Annotated in this window: 20 protein-coding genes; 5 read left to right on the top strand and 15 right to left on the bottom strand. The window is 71.4% G+C overall.

Going from position 1 to position 19,941, the window contains the following annotated elements; translation table 11 throughout:
- The first annotated feature begins 58 nt into the window (after window positions 1–58).
- On the top strand, window positions 59–3,001 hold the full coding sequence (gene uvrA, locus VGO10_RS02330) for an excinuclease ABC subunit UvrA (RefSeq protein ID WP_327464738.1): 2,943 nt from the start codon (window positions 59–61) through the stop codon (window positions 2,999–3,001).
- Between the two features lie 89 nt (window positions 3,002–3,090).
- Here the strand turns inward: uvrA and VGO10_RS02325 are convergent, their stop codons facing one another.
- From VGO10_RS02325 to VGO10_RS02315, 3 genes are all read right to left on the bottom strand, one after another.
- Window positions 3,091–4,173, bottom strand: a complete 1,083-nt coding sequence (locus VGO10_RS02325) for a LysM peptidoglycan-binding domain-containing protein (RefSeq protein ID WP_327464736.1) — start codon at window positions 4,171–4,173, stop codon at window positions 3,091–3,093.
- 321 nt (window positions 4,174–4,494) lie between these two features.
- Window positions 4,495–6,054 (bottom strand): sigma-70 family RNA polymerase sigma factor, encoded by a 1,560-nt coding sequence (locus VGO10_RS02320; protein WP_327464734.1) that lies wholly within the window; start codon window positions 6,052–6,054, stop codon window positions 4,495–4,497.
- Between the two features lie 111 nt (window positions 6,055–6,165).
- Window positions 6,166–6,798 (bottom strand): hypothetical protein, encoded by a 633-nt coding sequence (locus VGO10_RS02315; protein ID WP_327464732.1) that lies wholly within the window; start codon window positions 6,796–6,798, stop codon window positions 6,166–6,168.
- Between the two features lie 121 nt (window positions 6,799–6,919).
- On the opposite strand from VGO10_RS02315, the gene VGO10_RS02310 reads away from it, so the two are divergent.
- Window positions 6,920–8,038 carry a hypothetical protein gene (locus VGO10_RS02310; RefSeq protein ID WP_327464730.1) on the top strand — a complete coding sequence of 373 codons (1,119 nt, stop codon included), beginning with the start codon at window positions 6,920–6,922 and terminating at the stop codon, window positions 8,036–8,038.
- Window positions 8,035–8,655, top strand: a complete 621-nt coding sequence (locus tag VGO10_RS02305; RefSeq protein WP_327464728.1) for an acyltransferase — start codon at window positions 8,035–8,037, stop codon at window positions 8,653–8,655. Before VGO10_RS02310 ends, VGO10_RS02305 begins: the two co-directional genes overlap by 4 nt.
- A gap of 2 nt (window positions 8,656–8,657) precedes the next feature.
- Here VGO10_RS02305 and VGO10_RS02300 read toward each other — a convergent pair whose 3' ends face one another.
- The 7 genes from VGO10_RS02300 to VGO10_RS02270 all read right to left on the bottom strand — a co-directional run bounded on the left by VGO10_RS02300 (window position 8,658) and on the right by VGO10_RS02270 (window position 13,625).
- Window positions 8,658–8,894 (bottom strand): hypothetical protein, encoded by a 237-nt coding sequence (locus VGO10_RS02300; protein ID WP_327464726.1) that lies wholly within the window; start codon window positions 8,892–8,894, stop codon window positions 8,658–8,660.
- A gap of 1 nt (window position 8,895) precedes the next feature.
- Window positions 8,896–10,005, bottom strand: a complete 1,110-nt coding sequence (locus tag VGO10_RS02295) for an inorganic phosphate transporter (protein ID WP_327464724.1) — start codon at window positions 10,003–10,005, stop codon at window positions 8,896–8,898.
- A gap of 7 nt (window positions 10,006–10,012) precedes the next feature.
- Complete coding sequence (locus VGO10_RS02290) at window positions 10,013–10,639, bottom strand: DUF47 domain-containing protein (protein WP_327464721.1); 627 nt, start codon at window positions 10,637–10,639, stop codon at window positions 10,013–10,015.
- 86 nt (window positions 10,640–10,725) lie between these two features.
- Window positions 10,726–11,616 (bottom strand): 3-methyl-2-oxobutanoate hydroxymethyltransferase, encoded by an 891-nt coding sequence (panB, locus tag VGO10_RS02285; RefSeq protein ID WP_327464719.1) that lies wholly within the window; start codon window positions 11,614–11,616, stop codon window positions 10,726–10,728.
- Between the two features lie 42 nt (window positions 11,617–11,658).
- A complete protein-coding gene (gene panD, locus VGO10_RS02280) occupies window positions 11,659–12,042 on the bottom strand; it encodes an aspartate 1-decarboxylase (RefSeq protein ID WP_327464717.1) in 384 nt (127 codons plus the stop codon).
- Between the two features lie 6 nt (window positions 12,043–12,048).
- Window positions 12,049–12,909: a pantoate--beta-alanine ligase gene (panC, locus tag VGO10_RS02275; RefSeq protein ID WP_327464715.1), complete on the bottom strand. Its 861-nt coding sequence runs from the start codon at window positions 12,907–12,909 to the stop codon at window positions 12,049–12,051.
- A complete protein-coding gene (locus VGO10_RS02270) occupies window positions 12,906–13,625 on the bottom strand; it encodes a DUF2520 domain-containing protein (RefSeq protein ID WP_327464713.1) in 720 nt (239 codons plus the stop codon). Before VGO10_RS02270 ends, panC begins: the two co-directional genes overlap by 4 nt.
- A gap of 127 nt (window positions 13,626–13,752) precedes the next feature.
- On the opposite strand from VGO10_RS02270, the gene VGO10_RS02265 reads away from it, so the two are divergent.
- Window positions 13,753–14,532 (top strand): uracil-DNA glycosylase, encoded by a 780-nt coding sequence (locus VGO10_RS02265; protein WP_327464711.1) that lies wholly within the window; start codon window positions 13,753–13,755, stop codon window positions 14,530–14,532.
- Window position 14,533: 1 nt separating this feature from the next.
- Window positions 14,534–15,076, top strand: a complete 543-nt coding sequence (locus tag VGO10_RS02260) for a DUF1697 domain-containing protein (protein WP_327464709.1) — start codon at window positions 14,534–14,536, stop codon at window positions 15,074–15,076.
- On the opposite strand, the gene VGO10_RS02255 is transcribed toward VGO10_RS02260, so the two are convergent.
- The 5 genes from VGO10_RS02255 to VGO10_RS02235 form a co-directional block, all read right to left on the bottom strand.
- A complete protein-coding gene (locus tag VGO10_RS02255; protein ID WP_327464707.1) occupies window positions 15,073–15,741 on the bottom strand; it encodes an HD domain-containing protein in 669 nt (222 codons plus the stop codon). The two genes, VGO10_RS02260 and VGO10_RS02255, sit on opposite strands and share 4 nt — an antisense overlap.
- Before the next feature lie 10 nt (window positions 15,742–15,751).
- The gene (locus VGO10_RS02250) at window positions 15,752–16,522 is read right to left on the bottom strand and encodes a hypothetical protein (RefSeq protein WP_327464705.1); all 771 of its coding nucleotides are present in this window, start codon (window positions 16,520–16,522) and stop codon (window positions 15,752–15,754) included.
- 102 nt (window positions 16,523–16,624) lie between these two features.
- Window positions 16,625–17,677 carry an LLM class flavin-dependent oxidoreductase gene (locus VGO10_RS02245; protein ID WP_327464704.1) on the bottom strand — a complete coding sequence of 351 codons (1,053 nt, stop codon included), beginning with the start codon at window positions 17,675–17,677 and terminating at the stop codon, window positions 16,625–16,627.
- A gap of 10 nt (window positions 17,678–17,687) precedes the next feature.
- Complete coding sequence (locus VGO10_RS02240) at window positions 17,688–18,578, bottom strand: glycosyltransferase family 2 protein (RefSeq protein ID WP_327464703.1); 891 nt, start codon at window positions 18,576–18,578, stop codon at window positions 17,688–17,690.
- Window positions 18,579–18,621: 43 nt separating this feature from the next.
- Window positions 18,622–19,614, bottom strand: a complete 993-nt coding sequence (locus VGO10_RS02235; RefSeq protein WP_327464702.1) for a glycosyltransferase family 1 protein — start codon at window positions 19,612–19,614, stop codon at window positions 18,622–18,624.
- Window positions 19,615–19,941: the final 327 nt, after the last annotated feature.

The following is a 19,941-nucleotide window of genomic DNA, read 5'->3' as shown; positions in this document are numbered from 1 at the left end:
GCGGCCGCGTCCGAGCGCGAAGAGAACGTCTGTTCGCCTGGCTACACTGCTGCGGACCGTGCCGCCGAAGAACGCCATCGTCGTCTCCGGCGCCCGTGAGCACAACCTCAAGGGCGTCGATGTCACCCTGCCTCGCGATGCCCTGACGGTCATCACGGGCCTGTCGGGATCGGGCAAGTCGTCGCTCGCCTTCGACACGATCTATGCCGAGGGTCAGCGCCGCTATGTCGAGTCGCTCTCGGCCTACGCGCGCCAGTTCCTGGGGCAGATGGACAAGCCCGACGTCGACTCGATCGAGGGCTTGTCACCGGCGATCTCGATCGACCAGAAGACGACGTCGCGCAACCCGCGGTCGACCGTCGGCACGGTCACCGAGATCTATGACTACCTCCGCCTGCTGTGGGCGCGCATCGGCCATCCGCACTGCCACATCTGCGGCAAGCCGGTCCAGGGCCAGTCGGCCGAGCAGATCATCGACCAGGTGCTGGAGCTGCCGGAGGGCGAGCGCTTCATGGTGCTCGCGCCGGTCGTGCGTGGCCGTAAGGGCGAGTACGGCAAGGCCTTGAAGAACCTGCTGGCCGAGGGCTTCCAGCGCGCCAAGGTCGACGGTGAGCTGCGCGGGCTGGACGAGGAGATCGTCCTGGACAAGAAGTTCAAGCACGACATCTCGGTCGTGGTCGACCGGCTGGTCATGCGCGAGGGGATTCGCAAGCGGCTGGCGGACTCGATCGAGACGGCGGTGGCGCTGGCCGACGGGATGGTCGAGATCGAGATCGTGCCGCGCGAAGGCGCGAGCTCGGCCCAGGCGGGCGGGTCCGGGTCTGTGACGCTCTACAGCGAGAAGTTCGCGTGCATCGATCACGGGCCGGTCATTCCGGAGCTGGAGCCGCGGATCTTCTCCTTCAACTCGCCCCACGGCGCCTGCGAGCGCTGCACGGGCCTGGGGTCGCAGATGGAGATCGACGCGATCATGGTCGTGCCGGACCCGTCGCTGTCGCTGGGGGAGGGCGCGATCGCGCCGTGGGCCAACAGCGCGTCCAACTACTACGAGCAGATCACCGAGGCGATCGCCGAGAAGTACGGCGTCGACATGGAGACGCCGTGGGGTCAGCTCTCGGCCGAGCATCAGGATCTCTTCCTCACCGGCACCAACGGCGACCGCGTCGAGGTCTCCTACCGCAACCGCTATGGGCGGCGGCGGTCGTACTCCACGCGCTTTGAGGGGATCATCTCCAACCTCGAGCGGCGCTACCGCGAGACCGACTCCGAGGGCGTGCGGGAGAAGATCGAGGAGTACATGTCGCTCGTGCCGTGCCCGGTGTGCAAGGGCGCACGCCTGCGGCCGGAGTCGCGGGCCGTGCTGGTCGGCGGCCTGGCGATCCACGAGTTCTGCGCCATGTCGGTCCGGCGCGCGGTGGTCTGGCTGGACGAGGTCGAGCTGACCGAGACCGAGCGCCACATCGCGCGGCTGATCTTCCGCGAGATCCAGGAGCGCTTGCAGTTCCTGGAGAACGTGGGCATCGGGTACCTGTCGATGGAGCGCGCGGCGGCGACGCTGAGCGGCGGCGAGGCGCAGCGGATCCGGCTGGCGACGCAGATCGGCTCGGCGCTGGTGGGCGTGTTGTACGTGTTGGACGAGCCGTCGATCGGCCTGCATCAGCGAGACAACACCAAGTTGATCGGGACGCTCGAGCGGTTGCGCGATCTGGGCAACACGGTGCTGGTCGTCGAGCACGACGAGCAGACGATGCACGCGGCCGATCACCTGATCGACATCGGGCCGGGCGCCGGCGAGCACGGCGGCAGGATCGTCGCCCAGGGGACGGCCAAGCAGGTCATGAAGGTCAAGTCGTCGCTGACGGGGCAGTTCCTGGCGGGCACGCGCACGATCGAGGTGCCGGCCAAGCGGCGTGTTCCGAGCGGCTACATCGAGATCCGCGGCGCGTCGCAGCACAACCTGAAGAAGGTCGACGTCAAGGTGCCGCTCGGCGTCATGACGGTGGTGACGGGCGTCTCGGGCTCGGGCAAGTCGACGCTGGTCAACGAGGTGCTGTTCAAGGCGGTGGCCAACAAACTGCACCGCGCCCGGACGCGCCCGGGCGCGCACACGGCGGTTCTGGGGCTGGACGCGGTCGACAAGATCATCCAGATCGACCAATCGCCGATCGGCCGCACGCCGCGCTCGAACCCGGCCACGTACACGGGCCTGTTCGACGTCATCCGGGACCTGTTCAGCAAGACGCCCGAGGCCAAGGTGCGCGGCTACAAGCCGGGCCGGTTCTCGTTCAACGTCAAGGGCGGGCGCTGCGAGGTCTGTCGCGGCGACGGGCAGATCAAGATCGAGATGCACTTCCTGCCCGACGTCTACGTGCCGTGCGAGCAGTGCCACGGCAAGCGCTACAACCGCGAGACGCTCGAGGTCCGCTTCAAGGGCAAGACGATCGCCGACGTGCTCGACATGCCGGTGGCGGAGAGCGTCGAGTTCTTCCAGCACATCCCGAAGATCCACCGGCGGCTGGAGACGCTGCGCGACGTGGGTCTCGGCTACATCCGGCTGGGCCAGCCGGCCACGACGCTCTCGGGGGGCGAGGCGCAGCGAGTGAAGCTGGCGACCGAGCTCTCGAAGATCGCCACGGGGCGCACGTTGTACATCTTGGACGAGCCGACGACGGGCCTGCACTTCGCCGATGTCCAGCGGTTGTTGGAGGTGTTGCATCGGCTCGTGGACGCCGGCAACTCGATCGTGGTCATCGAGCACAACCTCGACGTCATCAAGACGGCAGACCGCCTCATCGACATGGGCCCGGAAGGCGGTGAGGAGGGCGGTCAGGTCGTCGCGATCGGCACGCCCGAGGAGGTCGCCGGCACTCCGGGCTCGCACACCGGTGAGTTCCTCGCGGAGTTGGTGACGCCAAAGGCGTCCAAGGCGCCGAAGAAGCCGCGTGGGGCGGCTGCGGCGGCGCGCAAGCCGCGGGCCAAGAAGGTCCCGGCGACGGCCTGAGGTATCTCGCGTCGCCGTCGCCGCGGCGTCGAGGGACGACTTGTGGTCGCTCTAGACCCACTGTTCGTCCCTCGATGCGTTGGCGCTGGTCAGCCGCCGAAGCGGGCGCGGAGTGCGAGGACGTTGGCGACGTAGCGGCGGGTCTCGGGGAGCATGCCGATGCGGCGGACCGAGCCGAGGCCCTGGTAGTAGGCGGCGACGGCCGTGGTCGGGTCGCCGCCGGTGTCGCGCAGCAGGCGGGCGAGCAGGACGGAGCCGGCGCGGACGTTGTCGGCGGGGGAGGCGGGGTCGAGGCGGCCGGCGCCGAGCTCGTTCTGGACGTAGCTCCAGGTGCTCGGCATCACCTGCATGATCCCGCGGGCGTTGGCGACGCTGACCATGGCGTTGTTGAAGCCGCTCTCCTGCCAGGCGATGGCGGAGGCCAGCGAGGCGGGCGCGCCGTTGGCGGCGGCGATGGAGCCGATCTCCGCAGCGTTGAGGCGGCCGGGGGAGCCGGTGGCCGCGCCGGTGGCGGGCACGTTGGCTGCGGCAGTGGCGGGCCCGATGGCGGTGGCGGGGCCCGCAGCTGGGATCTTCAGGCGGGTGCCGGCGATGACGAAGGCATTGGGGGCCAGGCCGTTGGCTGCCGCGAGTGAGACGGGTGTGATGCCGTTGGCGGCGGCGATGCCGGTGAGGGTCTCGCCGCGGACGACGGCGTGGCCGCCGCTGAGGCTCTGCGCCGCCGTCGGGGTGGCGGCGGTCTGGCCCGATGCGGCGGCGCTTGGGAGCCGCAGCGATGTGCCGGCGACGAGCGTGCCGGTGGAGCTCAGGCCGTTGACCGCGGCGAGCTGGCTGAGGCTGACGCCGTGCTCGGCGGCGATCGCGCTGAGCGAGTCGCCGAGGCGCACGCGGTAGCCGCCGAAGGGGGCCGGGGTGGTGGCTTGCGCGTCTGTCGCGCTCGCGGTCGTCGTCGTGCCGGGCGCGGGGACGGTCAGCGAGCGTCCGGCGATGACGAACGCATCGGCCGGCAGCCCGTTGGCGGCGGCGAGCTGCGCGGGGGAGAGGCCGTTGGCCGCCGCGATCCCAGACAGGGTCTCGCCGGGTGTCACGAGATGCGACACGCCTGCGCTGGCGGCAGCGGGCAGGGCGAGCAGCGAGACAACGGCAGCGAGGACCGGCAGGCGGGAGAGCATGTTCATCACCTTGCCGCGCGATCGTGGCCGGTGAACACTGCGCGCGGGATTAGGTCACCTTGCAAGGCGGTGTGCATGTGTCCGGGGGAGGACATCGTTGGGGTTCGGCGCGCGTGTGGCGCTCAGCGCTGGCGCTGGTCGTGGTGCGGCACGTGGTCTGTCGTCACCGGGGAGAGCGAGCGGGAGCGGCGGCGCGTGGCGTCGGCCTGTCGTCCGCTCTGGTCCGGGGCCGGAGAGACGAGACGCGTGGAACCCGCGATATACGCGGGTGTGGCGCGATCGATGACACCGAACCCGCGTATATCGCGGGTTTGGTGTCGTTCAGTTGGAGCCGGAGTGGTCTGACGAGCCGGAGTCGTCGCTGCCTGATCCGCGTCCGCCGGAGTCGGTGGTGGTGGTGGTGGGCGGCGGTGGGGCGACGGTTGGCGTCGGTGCGGTGGCGGTTGGGGTGGTCGCGCCTGAGGCGTCGTCGCTCGAGCCACGGCCGCTGCCGGAGCTGTCGTCGGCCCCGCTGCTGCCCGAACTGCCTCGGCCTGAGCTCCCGCCGCCGCTCGAGCCGCTGCTGCTCGAGTCGCCGCCGCCTGAACCGCCGTTGCTGCTGCTCGAACCGCTGCCGCTGCTGCCGCCGCTCGAGCCGCTGCCGCCTGAACTGCGTCCGCTCGAACTGGAGCCGCTCTCGCTGCCGTCGCTGCCGTCGCTGTCCTTGGATCCGCCGTGACTGCCGCTCCCGCGACCGCTGCTGTTGCCGCTTCCGCCCGACCCGCTGCTGCTGCTGGATCCTGAACGGCCGCCGTGGTCGTCAGAGCCGGAGTCGCTGGTCTGGTCGTCGCGGCCGCTTCCGCTGCCGCCGGAGTCAGACCCCCGTCCGCCAGAGCCGCTGCCGCTCGAACCGTCGTGGCCGCGGCCGCGGCCGCGATCGTGCCTGCCGTTCTTATCGTCCTTGTCGTGACCGTGGCGAGAGCCGGAGCCGGCGCCCCCTCCGCCAGGTCCGGTCGTCGCCGAAGAGCCGGTGCTGCCGGCCGCCGCCGGGAAGCTGACGGCGCCGGCCTTCACCAGTCGGGCCTTCGTCGCGGATCCGGCGGAGGAGCGCTCAGCTGCGTCCTGCCCGGTGTGCCGGTGGTGCACCACGCGCTCGGTGCCGACCGCTCCACCGACCAGTGCGCCCGTCGCGACGACGCCGGCGGTCAGCTTGGCCAGCGTCGCCCCGGCACCGGCGCCGACCGCGGCGTCGGTCCAGCCCGCGCTGCTTGGGCCGGCCAGCGCCTCGGCCAGGCGGACGATCAGCGGGTAGGGCGTGATCGCCGTCACGGCGGTGCGCAGCGCGACGCGGGCGCGCATGAGGTGCTGGCGGGCGGAGCCCTTGGTGACGCCGAGCGTCTCGGCGATCTCCTCGTGCGAGCGACCTTCCAGCTCGCGCAACACCAGGGCGGCGCGCTGCCGCTCGGGCAGCTCCTGCAACGCGGCGACCGTCGCCTGGAAGCGCTCGCTGCGCTCGAACGCGGCGGCGGGACCGTCCTCGGCGACCGTGGCGGCGCCGGACGCGGCGTCCAGCGATACGTCGTCGCGAACCGCGCGCAGGACGTTGAGCGCGGCGTTGTGGGCGATCCGGTAGAGCCAGGAGCGAAGGTGTCGCACCTCGTCGGTCCTCTTCAAGGCGTCGTGGGCGTTGATCAGCGTCTGCTGCACGGCATCGTCGGCCCGGCTGGGGCCGACGATGCCGGCGCAGTAGCGCGTCAGCGGCGTCCGGTAACGATCGACGATGGCATCGAAGGCGGCCTCGTGGCCGGCGGCGGCGAGCTCGGCGAGGCGCTCATCGCTCTGCAGGCGCAGCAGCGACGCACCCGCTAGGCGGGCGGGATGGCGCAACGGAGATGGGCTCATCGTCTCACTGACCAGATCCTTCGGCGATGTGTCGATGCTAGTGCCGGAACCGCGCACACGACGCGACTCGGGATTGGCTCCCGTGCCGCGCCGTGTCGGGACAGGCGGTCGCTACTTGAGGACGACGACCTTCTTCCAGGTCGCGGTCCCGCCCTTCAGCGACAGCTTGGCGTCGGAGACCTGCGCGCCGGCGACCAACGCGTCGGTGCCGCAGCGGGCGCCGTGGTCGTCGTTGTGGTCGTGGCCGTGGTCGTCACCGGTGGTGGGCGCGGGGACCGTCGTGGACGGCGCCGTCGTGGTCGAGGCGGGCGTCGTGGTCGAGGCCGGCGTCGTGGACGTCGCGTTGTCATCGCCGCGGTCGTCGCCGACGTCGTGGTTGTCGCCGTCGTCGCGGCCACCGCGGCCCGAGCCGCTGTTGCCGTCGTCGTTGCCGTGGCGCGACGCGGTCGCGACCGTCGGGACGACCGGGGCGCTCTTGCACAGGATGACCGTGCGGCGCTTGACGTCGGCCGTGAAGCTCTTGCCGTTCGGGAGCGTGATCGTCAGCTCGCCGTTGGTGAACGATGCGATCGTGCCGGTCGCCGAGCCGGTGACGTCGCGGGCCTTCTTGGCGTGATGCTTGTGGTGGTGGTGACGGCCGTGATGGTGGCCGTGGTCATCACCGCTGCCGTGCGCCGCGGCGACGGCCGGGACGGCAAGCAGGGAGAGCGCTGCGATGGTGCCGATGATCCGATTCTTGGTCATGGTCCCCTCCTGTTCGGGTGTGCTTTCAGGTCCATGACACGGCGCACACACGAAGATCACACAGACGTCCGGCCAGCGGCTCGGCTTTGCCGCCACGGCGACGTGTACGGTGCAGATCTCAATGGCTCTGGAACCATCCGTCGTCACGGTCACCGGCCCGGATCGCGCCACGCTGCTGACGGATCTGACGCTGCGCTTCGGCCACATCGAGTTGGTCAGCGAGCGCGAGATCGTCTTGCCGGGAGGTGGGCGCGGCCACGAGTTGACCGTCCGCCACCGCCCGTTCACGTCCGAGCTCGGCGGGTTTGCGGCGCCGCCGCCGGCGCCCGCACCGCTGGTCGCGCCCGTGGCCGCCGCGCCCGCGGCCGCACCTCCTGCGGCCGCCGCGCCCGCGCCCGCACCTCCTGCGGCCGCCGCGCAGGCTCCCACGCCGCCCGTGGCCGCCGCGCCGGAGCCCGCCCCCGCGGCTCCGCCGCCGGCCGCGCCCACTCCCGATCTCGCCGCCGCCAAGGCCGAGGCCGAGCGTCTTCTCGCTGACGCCCGCGAGCAGGCCCAGCAGGCCCTCGACCAGGGACGCAACGACGCCGAGCAGTTGCGCGCTGACGCCCGCGAGGAGGCCGCCCGCATCGCCGCGACCGCCGAAGAGGACAAGGCCCACGCGGTCGCCGCAGCCCGAGCCGAGGCCGACGAAGCGATCGCGGCCGCCCAGCTCGACGCCGAGCGCGCCCGCGCCGAGGCCGCCGCTGGCGAGGAGGCCCGCATCCAGCAGGTCGTCGCCGTCCGCCTGCGCGAGCTCGACCAGGACGCCGACGGCCGCCGCACCGGTGCCGAGCATGAGGCGCGCCGGACCATCCAGGCCGCCCAGGAAGAGGCCGTCCGGATCAAGCAGGCCGCCGAGAAGGAGCTCGCCGACGGCCGCGCCGAGGCCCGCATCATCACCCGCGAGGCCCGCGAGCAGGCTGATGCGCTGCTGCGCGAGGCGCGCGCCCAGGCCGACCTCGCCTCGGTCGAGAGCCGCGCGCTTAGCGAGGCCGTCCGCGACGCGCAGCATCGGCTCCGCGAGCTCGGCAGCCAGATCACCACGCAGCTGCAGGCCGCCCAGAAGGACCTCAACGACCGCACGTCGCTGCACAGCGTCCAGGCGCGCCTGCGCGCCGGTGGCACCGAGGGCAGCGCCGCCGAGATCGCCGAGCACCTGTCCCGGATCCTGCGTGAGGGCGGGAACCGGGAGGAGCAGTGAGCCGCGGCCGCTTGTGGCTCCAGAAGTGGCGCTGGTATGAGCGCAACGCGCTCCCGCACAACCGCATCGGCATCCATCGCGAGCTCGCCCGCCGCGAGTCCTTCGCCCGCTGGCCGATCCAAGGCAATGTCCTGGAGATGCTCCAGGAGGATCGCCTCCAGCTCGGCCCGCACGTCCTCTTCGAGCCCAACGTCTGGATCACCGGCCCCGCACCCGCGCGCATTCGGATTGGCGGCGGCACGTTCCTCAACATGGGGGTGATGGTCGCGGCGGTGGAGCTGGTCGAGATCGGCGAGCACTGCATGTTTGCCAACGGCTGCTTCGTCACCGACGGCAACCACCGCTTCGATGACCCCGTCACCCCGGTGCCGTGGCAGGGCTTCACGACCAAGGGGCCGACCCGGATCGGCGACAACGTCTGGTGCGGCGCCAACGCCGTGATCACCAGCGGCGTCACGATCGGTGAGCGCTGCGTGATCGGCGCCAACAGCGTCGTGACGACCGACATCCCATCGTTCTCGATCGCCGCCGGCTCACCGGCGCGCGTGCTGCGCACCATCGCGTACGCCGAGCACCCGTCCGGCGGCCTGCCGCCCGACGCGCCGGTCGCCGGCTAGAGCTATTTGTTGACGATCACGCCGACGCCGAACACGACGACGGCGGCGAAGGCCAGCCCGGACACGATCGCCACGACGCTGTAGAGCATCGCGGTCGTGGCGGCACCGGCGCGCTGAGCGTCGGTTGCCCGCGCTGATCCCACGATCATCAGCGAGAACGTGACCGACACGGCGAGCGCGGCCAGCGGCGCGACCCACAGCAGCTCACCGATCTTGTCCCACTCGATCGTCGCGAGCATCTCAGGCCTCCGCCGACGCGGTGATGGCGGGACCGCGGCGCACGCGTGAGCCGAACGCCGCGGCGACCAGGCCGATGACCATCAACAACACGACGATGACGCCGAGTGCGTCGTCGCCGAGCACCGACGTCAGCCCGTAGGCGACGCCGCCGATGACGGCCGCACACGGCAGCGTGAGGACCCACGCGATCACGATGTTGCCTGCGACGCCCCAGCGCACGGCCGACAACCGCTTGGCCGCGCCCGCGCCCATGATGCCGCCCGAGATCACGTGCGTGGTCGAGAGAGGGAAGCCGAGATGCGAGGCGGTGAGCACGACCGCCGACCCCGCGCCCTGAGCCGAGAAGCCCTGGGCCGGATCCATCTTGATGATGCGGCTGCCCATCGTCCGGATGATGCGCCAGCCGCCGAAGTAGGTGCCGAGCGAGATCGCCGTCGCCGAGCTGACCACGACCCAGGTGGGCACGTGGAAGTTGTCGCCCGACAGGTTGCCGTTGGCGATCAGCGCGAGCGTGATGATGCCCATCGTCTTCTGCGCGTCGTTGGTGCCGTGGGCCAGCGAGAAGAGGCTGCCGGTGACGAGCTGGCCGAGGCGGTAGCCGCGGTTGACGACGCCCGGGCGCTGGCGGCCGACGACGCGGTAGGCCACGAGGATCGAGATGCCCGCGACGGCGAAGGCCAGCGTCGGGGCGATCAGCGCCGGGATGACGACCTTCTCGAGGATGCCGTCGCCCTCGATGGCGCTGGGGCCGACCGCCACGAACGCCGAGCCGACCATGCCGCCGATCAGCGCGTGCGACGAGGACGAGGGCAGGCCGAACCACCACGTGGCGAGGTTCCAGGCGATCGCGCCGATCAGGCCGCCGAAGACGATCGTGGAGGTGATCGCGTCGGGCGACACGATGCCCTTGGCGACCGTCGCCGCGACCTGCAGCGAGACGAACGCGCCGACGAAGTTCAACACGGCCGACATGGCGACCGCCGCGCGCGGCGACATCGCGCGCGTCGAGATGCTCGTCGCGATCGCGTTGGCCGTGTCGTGGAAGCCGTTGGTGAAGTCGAACGCCAGCGCCGTGGCGACCACGATGTACAGGACGATGTCGCTGCCCATGATCGACCTACGAGTTCTTGATGACGATGCCTTCGAGCACGTTGGCCACGTGCTCGCAAGCGTCGATCGCCTGCTCGAGGCGCTCGTAGATGTCCTTCCAACGGATCACGACCATGGGGTCGATGCCGTGGTCGAACAGGGCGGCGATCGCCTCGCGGACGACGCGGTCGCCGTCGTTCTCCAGGCGGTTGATCTCCACCGTGTAGTGGTTGATGTCCTTGAAGCCGCGCATGCGCGGCAGCGCCTCGGCCACCTGCCGGGTCGCCTGCACCAGGATGTGGGACATCCGGACGGCCTGCTCCATCGGCGCCTCGATCCGATAGAGGCCCATGTAGTCGGCGACCTCCTCGGTGTAGTCGATGATGTCGTCGAGCGCCGAGGCCAGCAAGAGGATGTCCTCGCGGTCGATCGGCGTGACGAACGTCTGGTTGAGGCGGTGGATGATGTCGTGCGTGATCCGGTCGCCCTCCTGCTCGCAGACGAGGATGTCGCGAGCGAGCTCCTTGCGATCCGGCCAGCTGCTGAGCATCTGGTCGAGGAGGTCGGCGGCGCGCGCGATGTTGCCTCCCGCCTCCTCGAAGAGATCGAAGAACTCGCGGTCGCGCGGGGCGAAGACCTGGGACAGACGGGCCACGCGCGGCAGCGTAGCGTGTGAAGACGATGTGAAAGCCTGCGGCCGGATGGGCGGGCCGATCTCCGCCCACCCGGCGTTGGCGTACGTCAGTCCTGCAGCGTCGCCTTGAAGGCGGCCAGCTCTTCATCCGGGATCGAGTAGCCGTGGTCCGGACGCGGGTAGCGGTGGGTCCGAACGTCCTGCGCGTAGGCCGCGACGCCCGCGACCATCTCGTCCAGGATGTCGGCGTAGCGCTGCACGAAGCGCGCGCCGCGACCCTCGCGGATGCCGAGCAGGTCGTGGAAGACCAAGACCTGGCCGTCGGTCGCCGGGCCGGCGCCGATGCCGATGACCAGCGCGTCCATCTTCGGCATGACCGCTTCGGCCACAGCGCTCGGGATCGCCTCGAAGACGATCGAGAAACAGCCGGCCGCCTGCAGGGCGAGCGCTTGACGGGCGACCTCGGTCGCCGCCTCGGCCGTCCGGCCCTGCGCGCGGTAGCCGCCCAGCGCGGTCGACGTCTGCGGCGTGAGGCCGACGTGGCCCATCACCGGGATGCCCGCCTGCACGATCGCGCGAGCGCGGGCGACCGAGACCTCGCCGCCGCCCTCGAGCTTGACCGCGTCGCAGCCGGCCTCCTTGATGAACCGGAACGCGGTCTGCACGGCCTGCTCGTCGGAGACCTCATAGGAGCCGAACGGCAGGTCGCCGACCAGAAACGGCGTCGTCAGGCCGCGGCGCACGGCCTTGGCCAGGACGAGCAGCTCGTCGAGCTCGACGGCGACCGTCGAGGGGTAGCCGAGGACCGTCATCGCGCCGCTGTCGCCGACGAGGACGAGGTCGACGTTGGCCTTGTCGACCGCGAGCGCGCTCGGATAGTCATAGGCGGTGACCATGACCAGCGGCTCGCCGAGGCGCTTCTTCTCGGCCAACCGCGGGAGCGTCATCGGCAGGCGCGAGGCGTCGGCCGGGACGGTGATGTTGCGCATCGTGGACATGCTGTCTTCCAACCTCCTGTGAACCGGATCGGTTGACGCCCTCTAACTGAGGAGGGTCGCCACCGCCGCATCCACGTCGATGATGTTGTTGGTGTCCTTCTCGACATGGACGACCCGGGGCTCGTAGCGCTCCAGGTCGGCCTCGTCGTACTGCCCGTAGGAGATGACGATGATCGTGTCGCCGCGGTGCACGAGGCGGGCCGCGGCACCGTTGACCTTCATCGCACCCGAGCCACGCTCGCCGGCGATGGTGTAGGTCTCGAAGCGGGCGCCGTTGTCGACGTCCACGACATGGACCTGCTCGTGCTCCATGATGTCGGCGGCTTCGAGCAGGTCGGGGTCGATCGTGATCGACCCGACGTAGTGCAGGTCACAGTCAGAGACCGTGGCACGGTGGATCTTGGACTTGAGCATGACGCGCTGCATACGCGGTCAGTGCCTTCCGTTCGGGTTGAGGATGGTGTTGTCGATGAGTCGCACCGGCCCCACGTGTGCCGCGACCGCCAGGAGCGTCTCCTGGTCGACCGAGCCCACGGGGCGCAGGTCTTCGGGGTCGACGAGCGCGAGGTACTCGGGCTCGACGTCGAAGGGGGTCATGGCGGCGCGGGCCGCCAAGGTGATGGTCGCGGCGTCGCGCGTGCCGGCGGCGAGCGCGTCCTGCGCGGCGCGCAGGGCGCTGCTGAGCGCGAGCGCGCGCTCGCGGTCCTCGGCGGCGAGGCGCACGTTGCGGCTGGAGAGCGCGAGGCCATCGGGCTCGCGCACGGTGGGCGCGACCTCGACGCGCGTCGGGAGGTCGAGGTCGGCGGCGAGGCGGCGGATGACGAGTGCCTGCTGGGCGTCCTTCTGGCCGAAGAGCGCGAGGTCGGGGCCGACCATGTTGAGGAGCTTGGTCACGACGGTGGTCACGCCGTGGAAGTGATCGGCACCACGGTGGGCGCCCTCGAGAGTGTCGGTCAGCGGGCCGTCGACGCGGACCTGCGTGGTGAAGCCAGGCGGGTAGACCTCCTGCAGCGACGGCGCGAAGAGCAGGTCGGCGCCCGCGTCCTGGGCCAGGCCGGCGTCGCGCAGCTCGTCGCGCGGGTAAGCGTCGAGGTCGGCGGCGTCGTTGAACTGCGTGGGGTTGACGAAGAGCGAGACGACGACGAGGTCGGCCTGCTTGCGCGCGGCCTCGATCAGGCTGAGGTGGCCGTCGTGGAGGTAGCCCATCGTCGGGACGAGCGCGACGGTGCGGCCGTTGCGACGCGGCTCGGCCAGCGCGGCGCGCAGCTCGGCGACGGTGCGGACGGTCCTCATGCTGGGACCTTCGTCTGAGCCAGCTCGCGCGTGGCGTCGGTCAGCGCGTCGAAGAGGTCCGTCAGGTCGGGGGCGCGCTCGACGACCGCGGCGCGCTGCTTGTCGACGGTGGCCTCGTCGCCGCGGGCGATGGGGCCCGTGAGGGCGGCGCGGGCGCCGTCGGCGACCCAGTTGTCGACCGTCGCGCGCACAAGTGGGGCGAGCGCGGCGCGGTCCAGGCCGCCGACGCGCTCGGCGGCCCACTCGAGCGTGACGAGGAAGTTGGAGGCCATCGACGCGGCGGCGTGGTAGGCGGGGCGGTCGGCGTCGGCGATCTCGATGGGGGTGAGGCCGAGCGCCTCGGCGAGGGTTCGTGCGGTGGCGAGCGCGGTGTCCGTGGTGCCGGCGACGGCCGCGGTGGCGCCCGTGAAGTCCGCGCCTGCGGCGGTGATGGTCATCAGCGGATGAAGCGAGAACGCCTCGGGGTGGCCGTGCAGCGGGGCGAGCGTCGTGGCGCCGGAGCAGTGGCCGACGAGCCGGCCGGGGGCGACGTGTGCCGCCGCGTTGGCGATCTCGGCATCCGGGACCGCGAGGAAGACGACATCGGCGGTGTGCGCCGTGGCGCCGCGGCCGAGTGGGCCGTCGACGGGTGCGCCGGCAGCGCGCAGCGCAGCGGCAAGCACCGTTCCAAGACGGCCGTGACCGACGACCGCACAGGCGGGAAGGACAGGAGTCATGTCAGGTGTCGGATCCAGCTCCCCGCCGAGGGGATGCCGGTCGCGAAACTCGGTGACCACAATGGTACCCCGGAATTAGCGGAATGGCATAGCGAGACGGTCCGTTCGTCCGTCTAGGGTTCAGAACGTGTCGTCCCCGGACGAGCGGCGCGAAGCGCTCAAGGAGCTCTTTCACGAGGCACGCGGCTGCGTGCGCTGCCCGCAGCTGGCGCAGACGCGCCACACCGTGGTCTTCGGGGCGGGCAACGCGAATGCCGACCTGATGTTCGTCGGCGAGGCGCCGGGGCGCAACGAGGACGAGCGCGGGCTGCCGTTCGTGGGACAGGCAGGCAAGCTGCTGGACACGCTGCTGGGCGAGATCGGGCTGGCGCGCGACCAGGTCTTCATCGCGAATGTCTTGAAATGCAGACCTCCCGGCAACCGCGATCCGCATCCGGTCGAGATCGAGCGCTGCCAGGAGTACCTGTTCCGGCAGATCGAGCTGATCGAGCCGACGGTCATCTGCACGCTGGGCAACTTCGCGACCAAGCTGCTGCGCCACGACACGACGGGGATCATGCGCCTGCACGGGCGGGCGGAGGTCCGGATGGTCGGGCCGCGGTCGGTGCGGCTGTTCCCGGTCTTCCATCCGGCGGCCGCGCTGTACACGCCGAGCAACGTGGATGTGCTGCGCCAGGACTTCCGCGCGCTGCCGGAGTTACTGGCGCTGGGTGCGCCGGAGCAGCCGCCGGCGTTGGTCGAGCCCAGCGTTGAAGACGAGCCGAATTCGGACCCGCCCGCCCCGCCGGACGCGGTCGCGCCGGGAGAGGCACAGCCGGCGATTGCGGCGGAGGTCGAGGCGGCGCCCGAGCCGGAATCGGAGCCCGCGCCCGCCGAGCCGCATCCCGCCCAGCTCGGGCTGTTCTGAGGTGGCGCGCCAGATCGCGCTGCTGCGCGGCATCAACGTCGGTGGCAACAAGAAGGTCGCGATGGCGCGGCTGCGCGAGGTCTTCACCGATGACCTGGGGCTGACCGATGTCAAGACCTACGTCAACTCCGGCAACGTCGTCTTCGGCGGGCGCAAGACGAGCGCGGCCAAGATCGAGAAGGCGATCGCGGCGGCGTTCGGCTTCGACGTCTCGGTGATCGTTCGGACCCGCGACGAGATCGCTGATGTGGCCGCGGCCAATCCGCTGGCCAAGGTCGCCAACAACCCGGCGCGCTATCTCGTGCTCTTCAGTGGTGGTGGCACGATCGATGCCAAGCTCGTCGCCGAGGTCGATCGCGACGCGCTGAAGCCGGAGGTCTTCGCGATCCGCGGCAGCGAGGCCTACCTCTGGCTGCCGAACGGCGTGCAGAACTCCAAGCTGCTCAAGACGATCAACGAGAAGCGCCTCGGGGTGACGCTGACCGGCCGCAACTGGCGGACGGTCGAGAAGCTGCTCGCGCTGGCCGACGCCGACGCGGGCTAACCGTCGAAGAGCGTGCGCGAGTCCGGCCCCTGGTGGGTCTCGGCCAGTGCGGTGATCGCGTCGACGGTGCGGCGCAGCTCGTCGACATAGGGCTGGGCGGGCGCGCCGAGCCGGCCGCGCTCGCGCTCGAAGGCGGCGGCGAGCTCGCGGTAGTAGACGCGGGTGGCGAGGCCCTGGCCCTGGCCGAAGCGCGCCCAGAGGTCGTCGCCGAGCGTGCGGTAGTCGAGCAGGACCGACCGCGCGTTGTGGATCTTGTCGGCCAGCGAGACGCGTAGCGCCGCGGGCGACTTGGTGGGGAAGGCGTCGACGTAGCCCTTCTTGCGCCGATACCAGCCGGCGCCGCCGCTGGACACGTCGTCCTTGGGGTCCAGCGTGTCGCTGTTGGCGCGGACGATCTCCGCCACGGCGGGGCCGAACGCCGCCTCGATCTCGGCCAGCGCCGTGCGGCCGCCGCCGTCCTCGACGACGTCGTGCAGCAGGCCGCCGATCGCCTCGTCCTCGTCGCCGTGCATCTCCAGGACCAGCGACGCGACCGCGAGGAGATGCGCGGCGTAAGGGACCGGCGTGCCCTTGCGCAGCTGCAGCGCGTGGTGGCGCGTGGCGTAGTGCAGCGCCGCGTCGAAGCGCGAGGTCAGCAGCGGGATGTCGGTGAAGGACTCGGGCACTGAGGCCTTTCTACCGCGTCGCGCGTGGGCGGGCGCCGAGCCGCGCCAGCAGCGCGTCCCAGGTTGCGCCGCGCGCCTCGGCGGCGCGCTGGTCCTCGCCGCGGAAGCCGACGCCCGGTGGGACGCCGACGTCAGCGGCGCTCAGCGTCTCGATCCGCTCCGGCGCGCCCGGGACCTGGGCCAGGCGATCGCACGCGGCGGCGAGCGGGTCGCCGCTGCCGTCAGTCAGCACGAAGGTCAGGACGCCGCGCGAGGCGAGCAGCGCGGCGGCGAGCGGTGCGGCATCGAGGCCGGCTGCGGCCTGCGGCTCGGCGACAGCGGGAGGCGCGGCGATCGCGCCGCCGGCGTCGGCCTCCGCGGGCTGCGCCATGGCCGTCTTGGGCTCGCGTGCGTCGATGACCAGCGCGGCGGTCGCGTCCTGGCTTGGCAGGTAGAGCGTCCCGGCGACCGCGTCCTTCCAGCGCCGTGCGCGAACGCCCTCGTCCATGAGTCGCCGCGTGATCGTGCGGTTGGAGGCTGCGCCGTCGGTCCCCTCGACGCGGACGTCGACGTCGATCGGGCGCAGCGAGCGCAACGCAGCGACGGGACCGGCGGTCGGCTTGGCCGGGATCCAGGCGGTCAGCAATCCCTCGGAGGTGGATGCGGCGGCGCGCCAGACGAAGCCGTCGTCGTCACGGAAGCGCCCGCGCCAGGTCAACGCCGCGTTGGGCGCTGCGCCGCCGACCTCGAGCAGCAGCGGGTCGTCGACCAGACCGGGGGAGGCACCGCGAATGTCCAGCATCGCCCGACAGCATGGCGCGCACGCGCCTCGGGCGGCATCGAGGGACGACTGGATCTCGCTCAGCGAGATCGAATCGTCCCTCGACGGCCCCCGGGGGTGTTCTCAGGTCTGGCGTGCGCGGAGCGTGTCGCTCTCGCGCTCGAAGCGCTTGGCGCCGCCGCTCGCCTCGCCGCGGAGGGCCGGCAGGACCTCGTCGCCGTAACGGCGGATCGAGGTCAACGGGTCGAGGTCGCCGATCGATTGCAGGCAGATCGTGGTGACGGCATCGTCGACGTCGATCATCTGGCGGATCCGGTCGATGTGCTCTTGCGGATCGGCGCTGATCAGGAAGCCCTCGTGCGCGAACTCCTCGTCGCTCATACGCGCCTCGGCGTCGGCGGCCATCTTGTCGAGATCATGATGGTCTTCGAGGTAGTACTCGGGGAACTGCGTGGTCTTCCACTTCTTGGTGGCCTTGATGATCGCCGCCTCGTCGTCACCGAGGCAGAAGCCGGCCTGCAGGACGATCTCGCCGACCGGCTTGTCGTGCTTGGCGCAGGCCTTCTTGTAGGCCTCGATCACCGCGGGAGCGCTCTCGGGGTCGCCGAGGGTCCAGAGGCCGTCGCCGTACCTGCCGGCGATCGCGGCGGCGTCGGGCCCGAAGGCGCTCACGATCATGCGCGGGCGCGTCTTGGCCATGGTCATCAGGCGCGCCTCATCGAGCTTGAACCAGCCGCCGTCCATCGTCACGGTCTCGCCGTCCCAGAGGCGTGTGATCGCCTCCAGACCGCGCGCGAAGCGTTCCAGCATCTCCTTCGGCCCCGGCCAGTCGAGGCCGAGCGGCACCTCGCTGATCGCCTCGGCCGAGCCGACGCCGAGCACCGCGCGACCGGGGTAGAGCTCTTCCAAGTTCATGAAGAACTGTGCGACGACCGCCGGGTGGTAGTGATGGAGGATCGGCGTGACGCTCGTGAAGAGCGGCTTGTCGGCGATGACCTGGCCGGCGGCGGGCAGGTAGGCCCAGGCGCTTGCACCTTGGCCGCCCGGAAACCAGGAGACGAAGTGGTCGGACGAGCCGATGGCGTCAAAGCCGGCCTGGTCGGCGGCCTTGGCCTGCTCGAGCATCTGTGAGGGCGGAAATTCCTCGGTTGAGGCGGCAAACCAGAACTGGGTCATGCCCAGTGCGTTACCCGCGACGGGCGGATCGCAATGCGCGGAGCTGAGCGCGTTCGCGCCCGGCCGGCCGGCGCAGCAGCGTGCGCGCGGCGGCGCGCGTAGCGAAGGTGAGCGCCTGGGCGGCGTCGTCGAGCGCGAGCGCACGGCGGCCGAGGTTGGCGCGCACGACGGCGCGGCGGCGTTGGGCGAGCAGCTCGTGCGGCTCGCCGTTGTAGGCCGGACCGGTGCTGTGGCCGCCACGGTGCTGGAGCGCCAGGTCGGGGTGGAGAATCGTCGGGACGCCGACGGCGCGGGCGCGCAGGCAGAGGTCGAGATCCTCGAAGAAGAGGAACTGGCCGGCGTCGAAAGGCCCGAGGCGGCGCAGGGTGTCGGTGCGTGCTGCGACCGCGGCGGCGATCGCCCAGCCGACGGGCCGCTCGTCGCCATCGGCCCGCCATGGGTCGACGTGGTTGCGGAGGGGCTGCGGCAGCGCGCGCGGATGCAGCAGCGCGGGCAGCAGCGCGCTGACCCGTCCGGGGACCGGATGCGCGCTGCGCTGGAGTGAGCCGTCGGGGTTGAGGAGCCGCGGGACGTGCAGCGCGTCCTCGCGGCGGGCGTGGCGCGCGAGCCGCTCGATCACGGGCGGCTCGAGAACGGTCACGTCGGGGTTGAGCAGCAGCGTGACCGACCCCGTCACCCGCTCCACGCCGAGGTTGTTGGCCGCGCCGAAGCCGACGTCGCCGGCTTCGATCACCTCGGCGCCGAAGGCCCGCGCGATCTCGGGCCCGTCGTCCTGCGAGCCCGCGTCGACGACGACGAGCTGCGGCTGCGGTGAGACGGGCTCCAGCGAGCGCAGCAGCCGCTGGAGGTCTTCAGCGGAGTCATGCAGGACGGTGACGATGCCGACGGCCGCATCGCTCACGGTGTGGCCCTCGTGCATCGGAGGGTGAGGGAGTGAGCGGTGCTCACGGGCGCGCCGTCGCCTCTTCGAGGATCGCGCGCAGCTCGCGCGCAGCGGCATCCCAGCTGCGCGGCGGCGAAAGCTCGGCGACAAGGCGCGCGCGCTCGGCCGGCAGGCGCTGCAGAGCCTCGGCCAGCGCGCCGGCGTCGCCCGGCGGCACGCGCAGCGTGCCGGGCAGCCGCAGCGTCGGAAGGTCGCTGACGATCGACGGCGTGCCGTAGCCGGCGGCCTCGCGCGGTGGGAGGCCGAAGCCCTCCAGGAAGGACGGCAGGACGACGGCCTGTGCCCCGGCGTAGAGCTCCTGGAGCTCGTCGTCGGTCACGTGCCCGAGGTGCGTGGCGCCCGCCACCTTCTCGCGCCCCTCACCGGCGACCAGCAGCTCGACGCTGTCGAGCTGCGCGCGCGTCCATGCGTCGCCGAGCACGTCGAGCCCCTTGCGCGGCTCCAGTGCGCCGACGTACAAGAAGTACGTTCCGGCCCGTGGAGCGACACCATCAACATGGTCGACACCCGGCTCGATGACGCGCGCCTCGACGCCCCAGCGCTCCGTGAGCTGCCCCGCCACCGCCGGGGCATCGCAGACCACGACGCGCGCACCGCGGGCCAGCGCCGCCGGGCGCGCCAGGCGGTGCCAGAAGCGCTCGTAGGCCGTGAAGTCGCCCGGGCGGTCCTCCCAGGAGAGGTCGTGGACGGTCAACACGTAGGGGTTGCCGACCGCGACCGGCGCCGGCGCGGGCAACCAGGTCACGTCGACTTCCCCGAGCAGCCGGTCGACTCGCGGGCGGCCGGCAACCGCACCGGTCAGGTGCAGGAGCCGCGATGGGAGCACGGTCCGCCGCAGCTCCACGCCGCGCAGCGCGCCCACGGGCTGGTGGCCTGGGACCAGCGCGCGCACCTCGACACCGTTCAGCGCGGCAAGCGCGGCCGACATCCGGCGCGTGTAGCGGGCCACGCCGCGTCGCGACGCAAGCGCCCGGGCATCGACGCCGACGAGCATGGCCTGAACCTACCGGGCTCGACCGTCCACGGCACGATGTCACGCGCCCGCCGCGACGGTTCTCAACCAGCGCGCGGCTCCGGGTCGTCTCGGGTGGGCGGGCTCACTATGAGGCGACCCGGATCCGTTGCGGGGGACTGGCCCCGCGGTTACGCGCGGGCTAGTTGGTGATCGTGTTGGTGTAGTTGTCGACGATGCGGTTCAGCGCTTCGACGCTGTGGCGGTTGGCGTGGATCTCGGCCAGGATGATGGCGAGGTCTTCGGCGTCGTCGCCGATGTCGTCCAGCAGGTCGAGGTTGGTGTCGAGCAGGTCGCTGCGGCGCTTGT

Origin of the sequence: Baekduia sp., assembly GCF_035996765.1 — a bacterium.
Classification (GTDB): Bacteria; Actinomycetota; Thermoleophilia; order Solirubrobacterales; family Solirubrobacteraceae; genus Baekduia.
Note: the sequence above shows the minus strand (reverse complement) of the source record. Positions and strands in the feature narration are given on the sequence as shown.

Bases quoted from the DNA above. Each gene is read 5' to 3' on its own strand.
- VGO10_RS02270 (WP_327464713.1), bottom strand. From the start codon at position 13,625: ATGACTCCTGTCCTTCCCGCCTGTGCGGTCGTCGGTCACGGCCGTCTT.
- VGO10_RS02320 (WP_327464734.1), bottom strand. From the start codon at position 6,054: ATGAGCCCATCTCCGTTGCGCCATCCCGCCCGCCTAGCGGGTGCGTCG.
- VGO10_RS02310 (WP_327464730.1), top strand. From the start codon at position 6,920: ATGGCTCTGGAACCATCCGTCGTCACGGTCACCGGCCCGGATCGCGCC.
- panD (WP_327464717.1), bottom strand. From the start codon at position 12,042: ATGCAGCGCGTCATGCTCAAGTCCAAGATCCACCGTGCCACGGTCTCT.
- VGO10_RS02315 (WP_327464732.1), bottom strand. From the start codon at position 6,798: ATGACCAAGAATCGGATCATCGGCACCATCGCAGCGCTCTCCCTGCTT.
- VGO10_RS02250 (WP_327464705.1), bottom strand. From the start codon at position 16,522: ATGCTGGACATTCGCGGTGCCTCCCCCGGTCTGGTCGACGACCCGCTG.
- VGO10_RS02245 (WP_327464704.1), bottom strand. From the start codon at position 17,677: ATGACCCAGTTCTGGTTTGCCGCCTCAACCGAGGAATTTCCGCCCTCA.
- panB (WP_327464719.1), bottom strand. From the start codon at position 11,616: ATGTCCACGATGCGCAACATCACCGTCCCGGCCGACGCCTCGCGCCTG.
- VGO10_RS02235 (WP_327464702.1), bottom strand. From the start codon at position 19,614: ATGCTCGTCGGCGTCGATGCCCGGGCGCTTGCGTCGCGACGCGGCGTG.
- VGO10_RS02325 (WP_327464736.1), bottom strand. From the start codon at position 4,173: ATGCTCTCCCGCCTGCCGGTCCTCGCTGCCGTTGTCTCGCTGCTCGCC.
- panC (WP_327464715.1), bottom strand. From the start codon at position 12,909: ATGAGGACCGTCCGCACCGTCGCCGAGCTGCGCGCCGCGCTGGCCGAG.
- VGO10_RS02295 (WP_327464724.1), bottom strand. From the start codon at position 10,005: ATGGGCAGCGACATCGTCCTGTACATCGTGGTCGCCACGGCGCTGGCG.
- VGO10_RS02300 (WP_327464726.1), bottom strand. From the start codon at position 8,894: ATGCTCGCGACGATCGAGTGGGACAAGATCGGTGAGCTGCTGTGGGTC.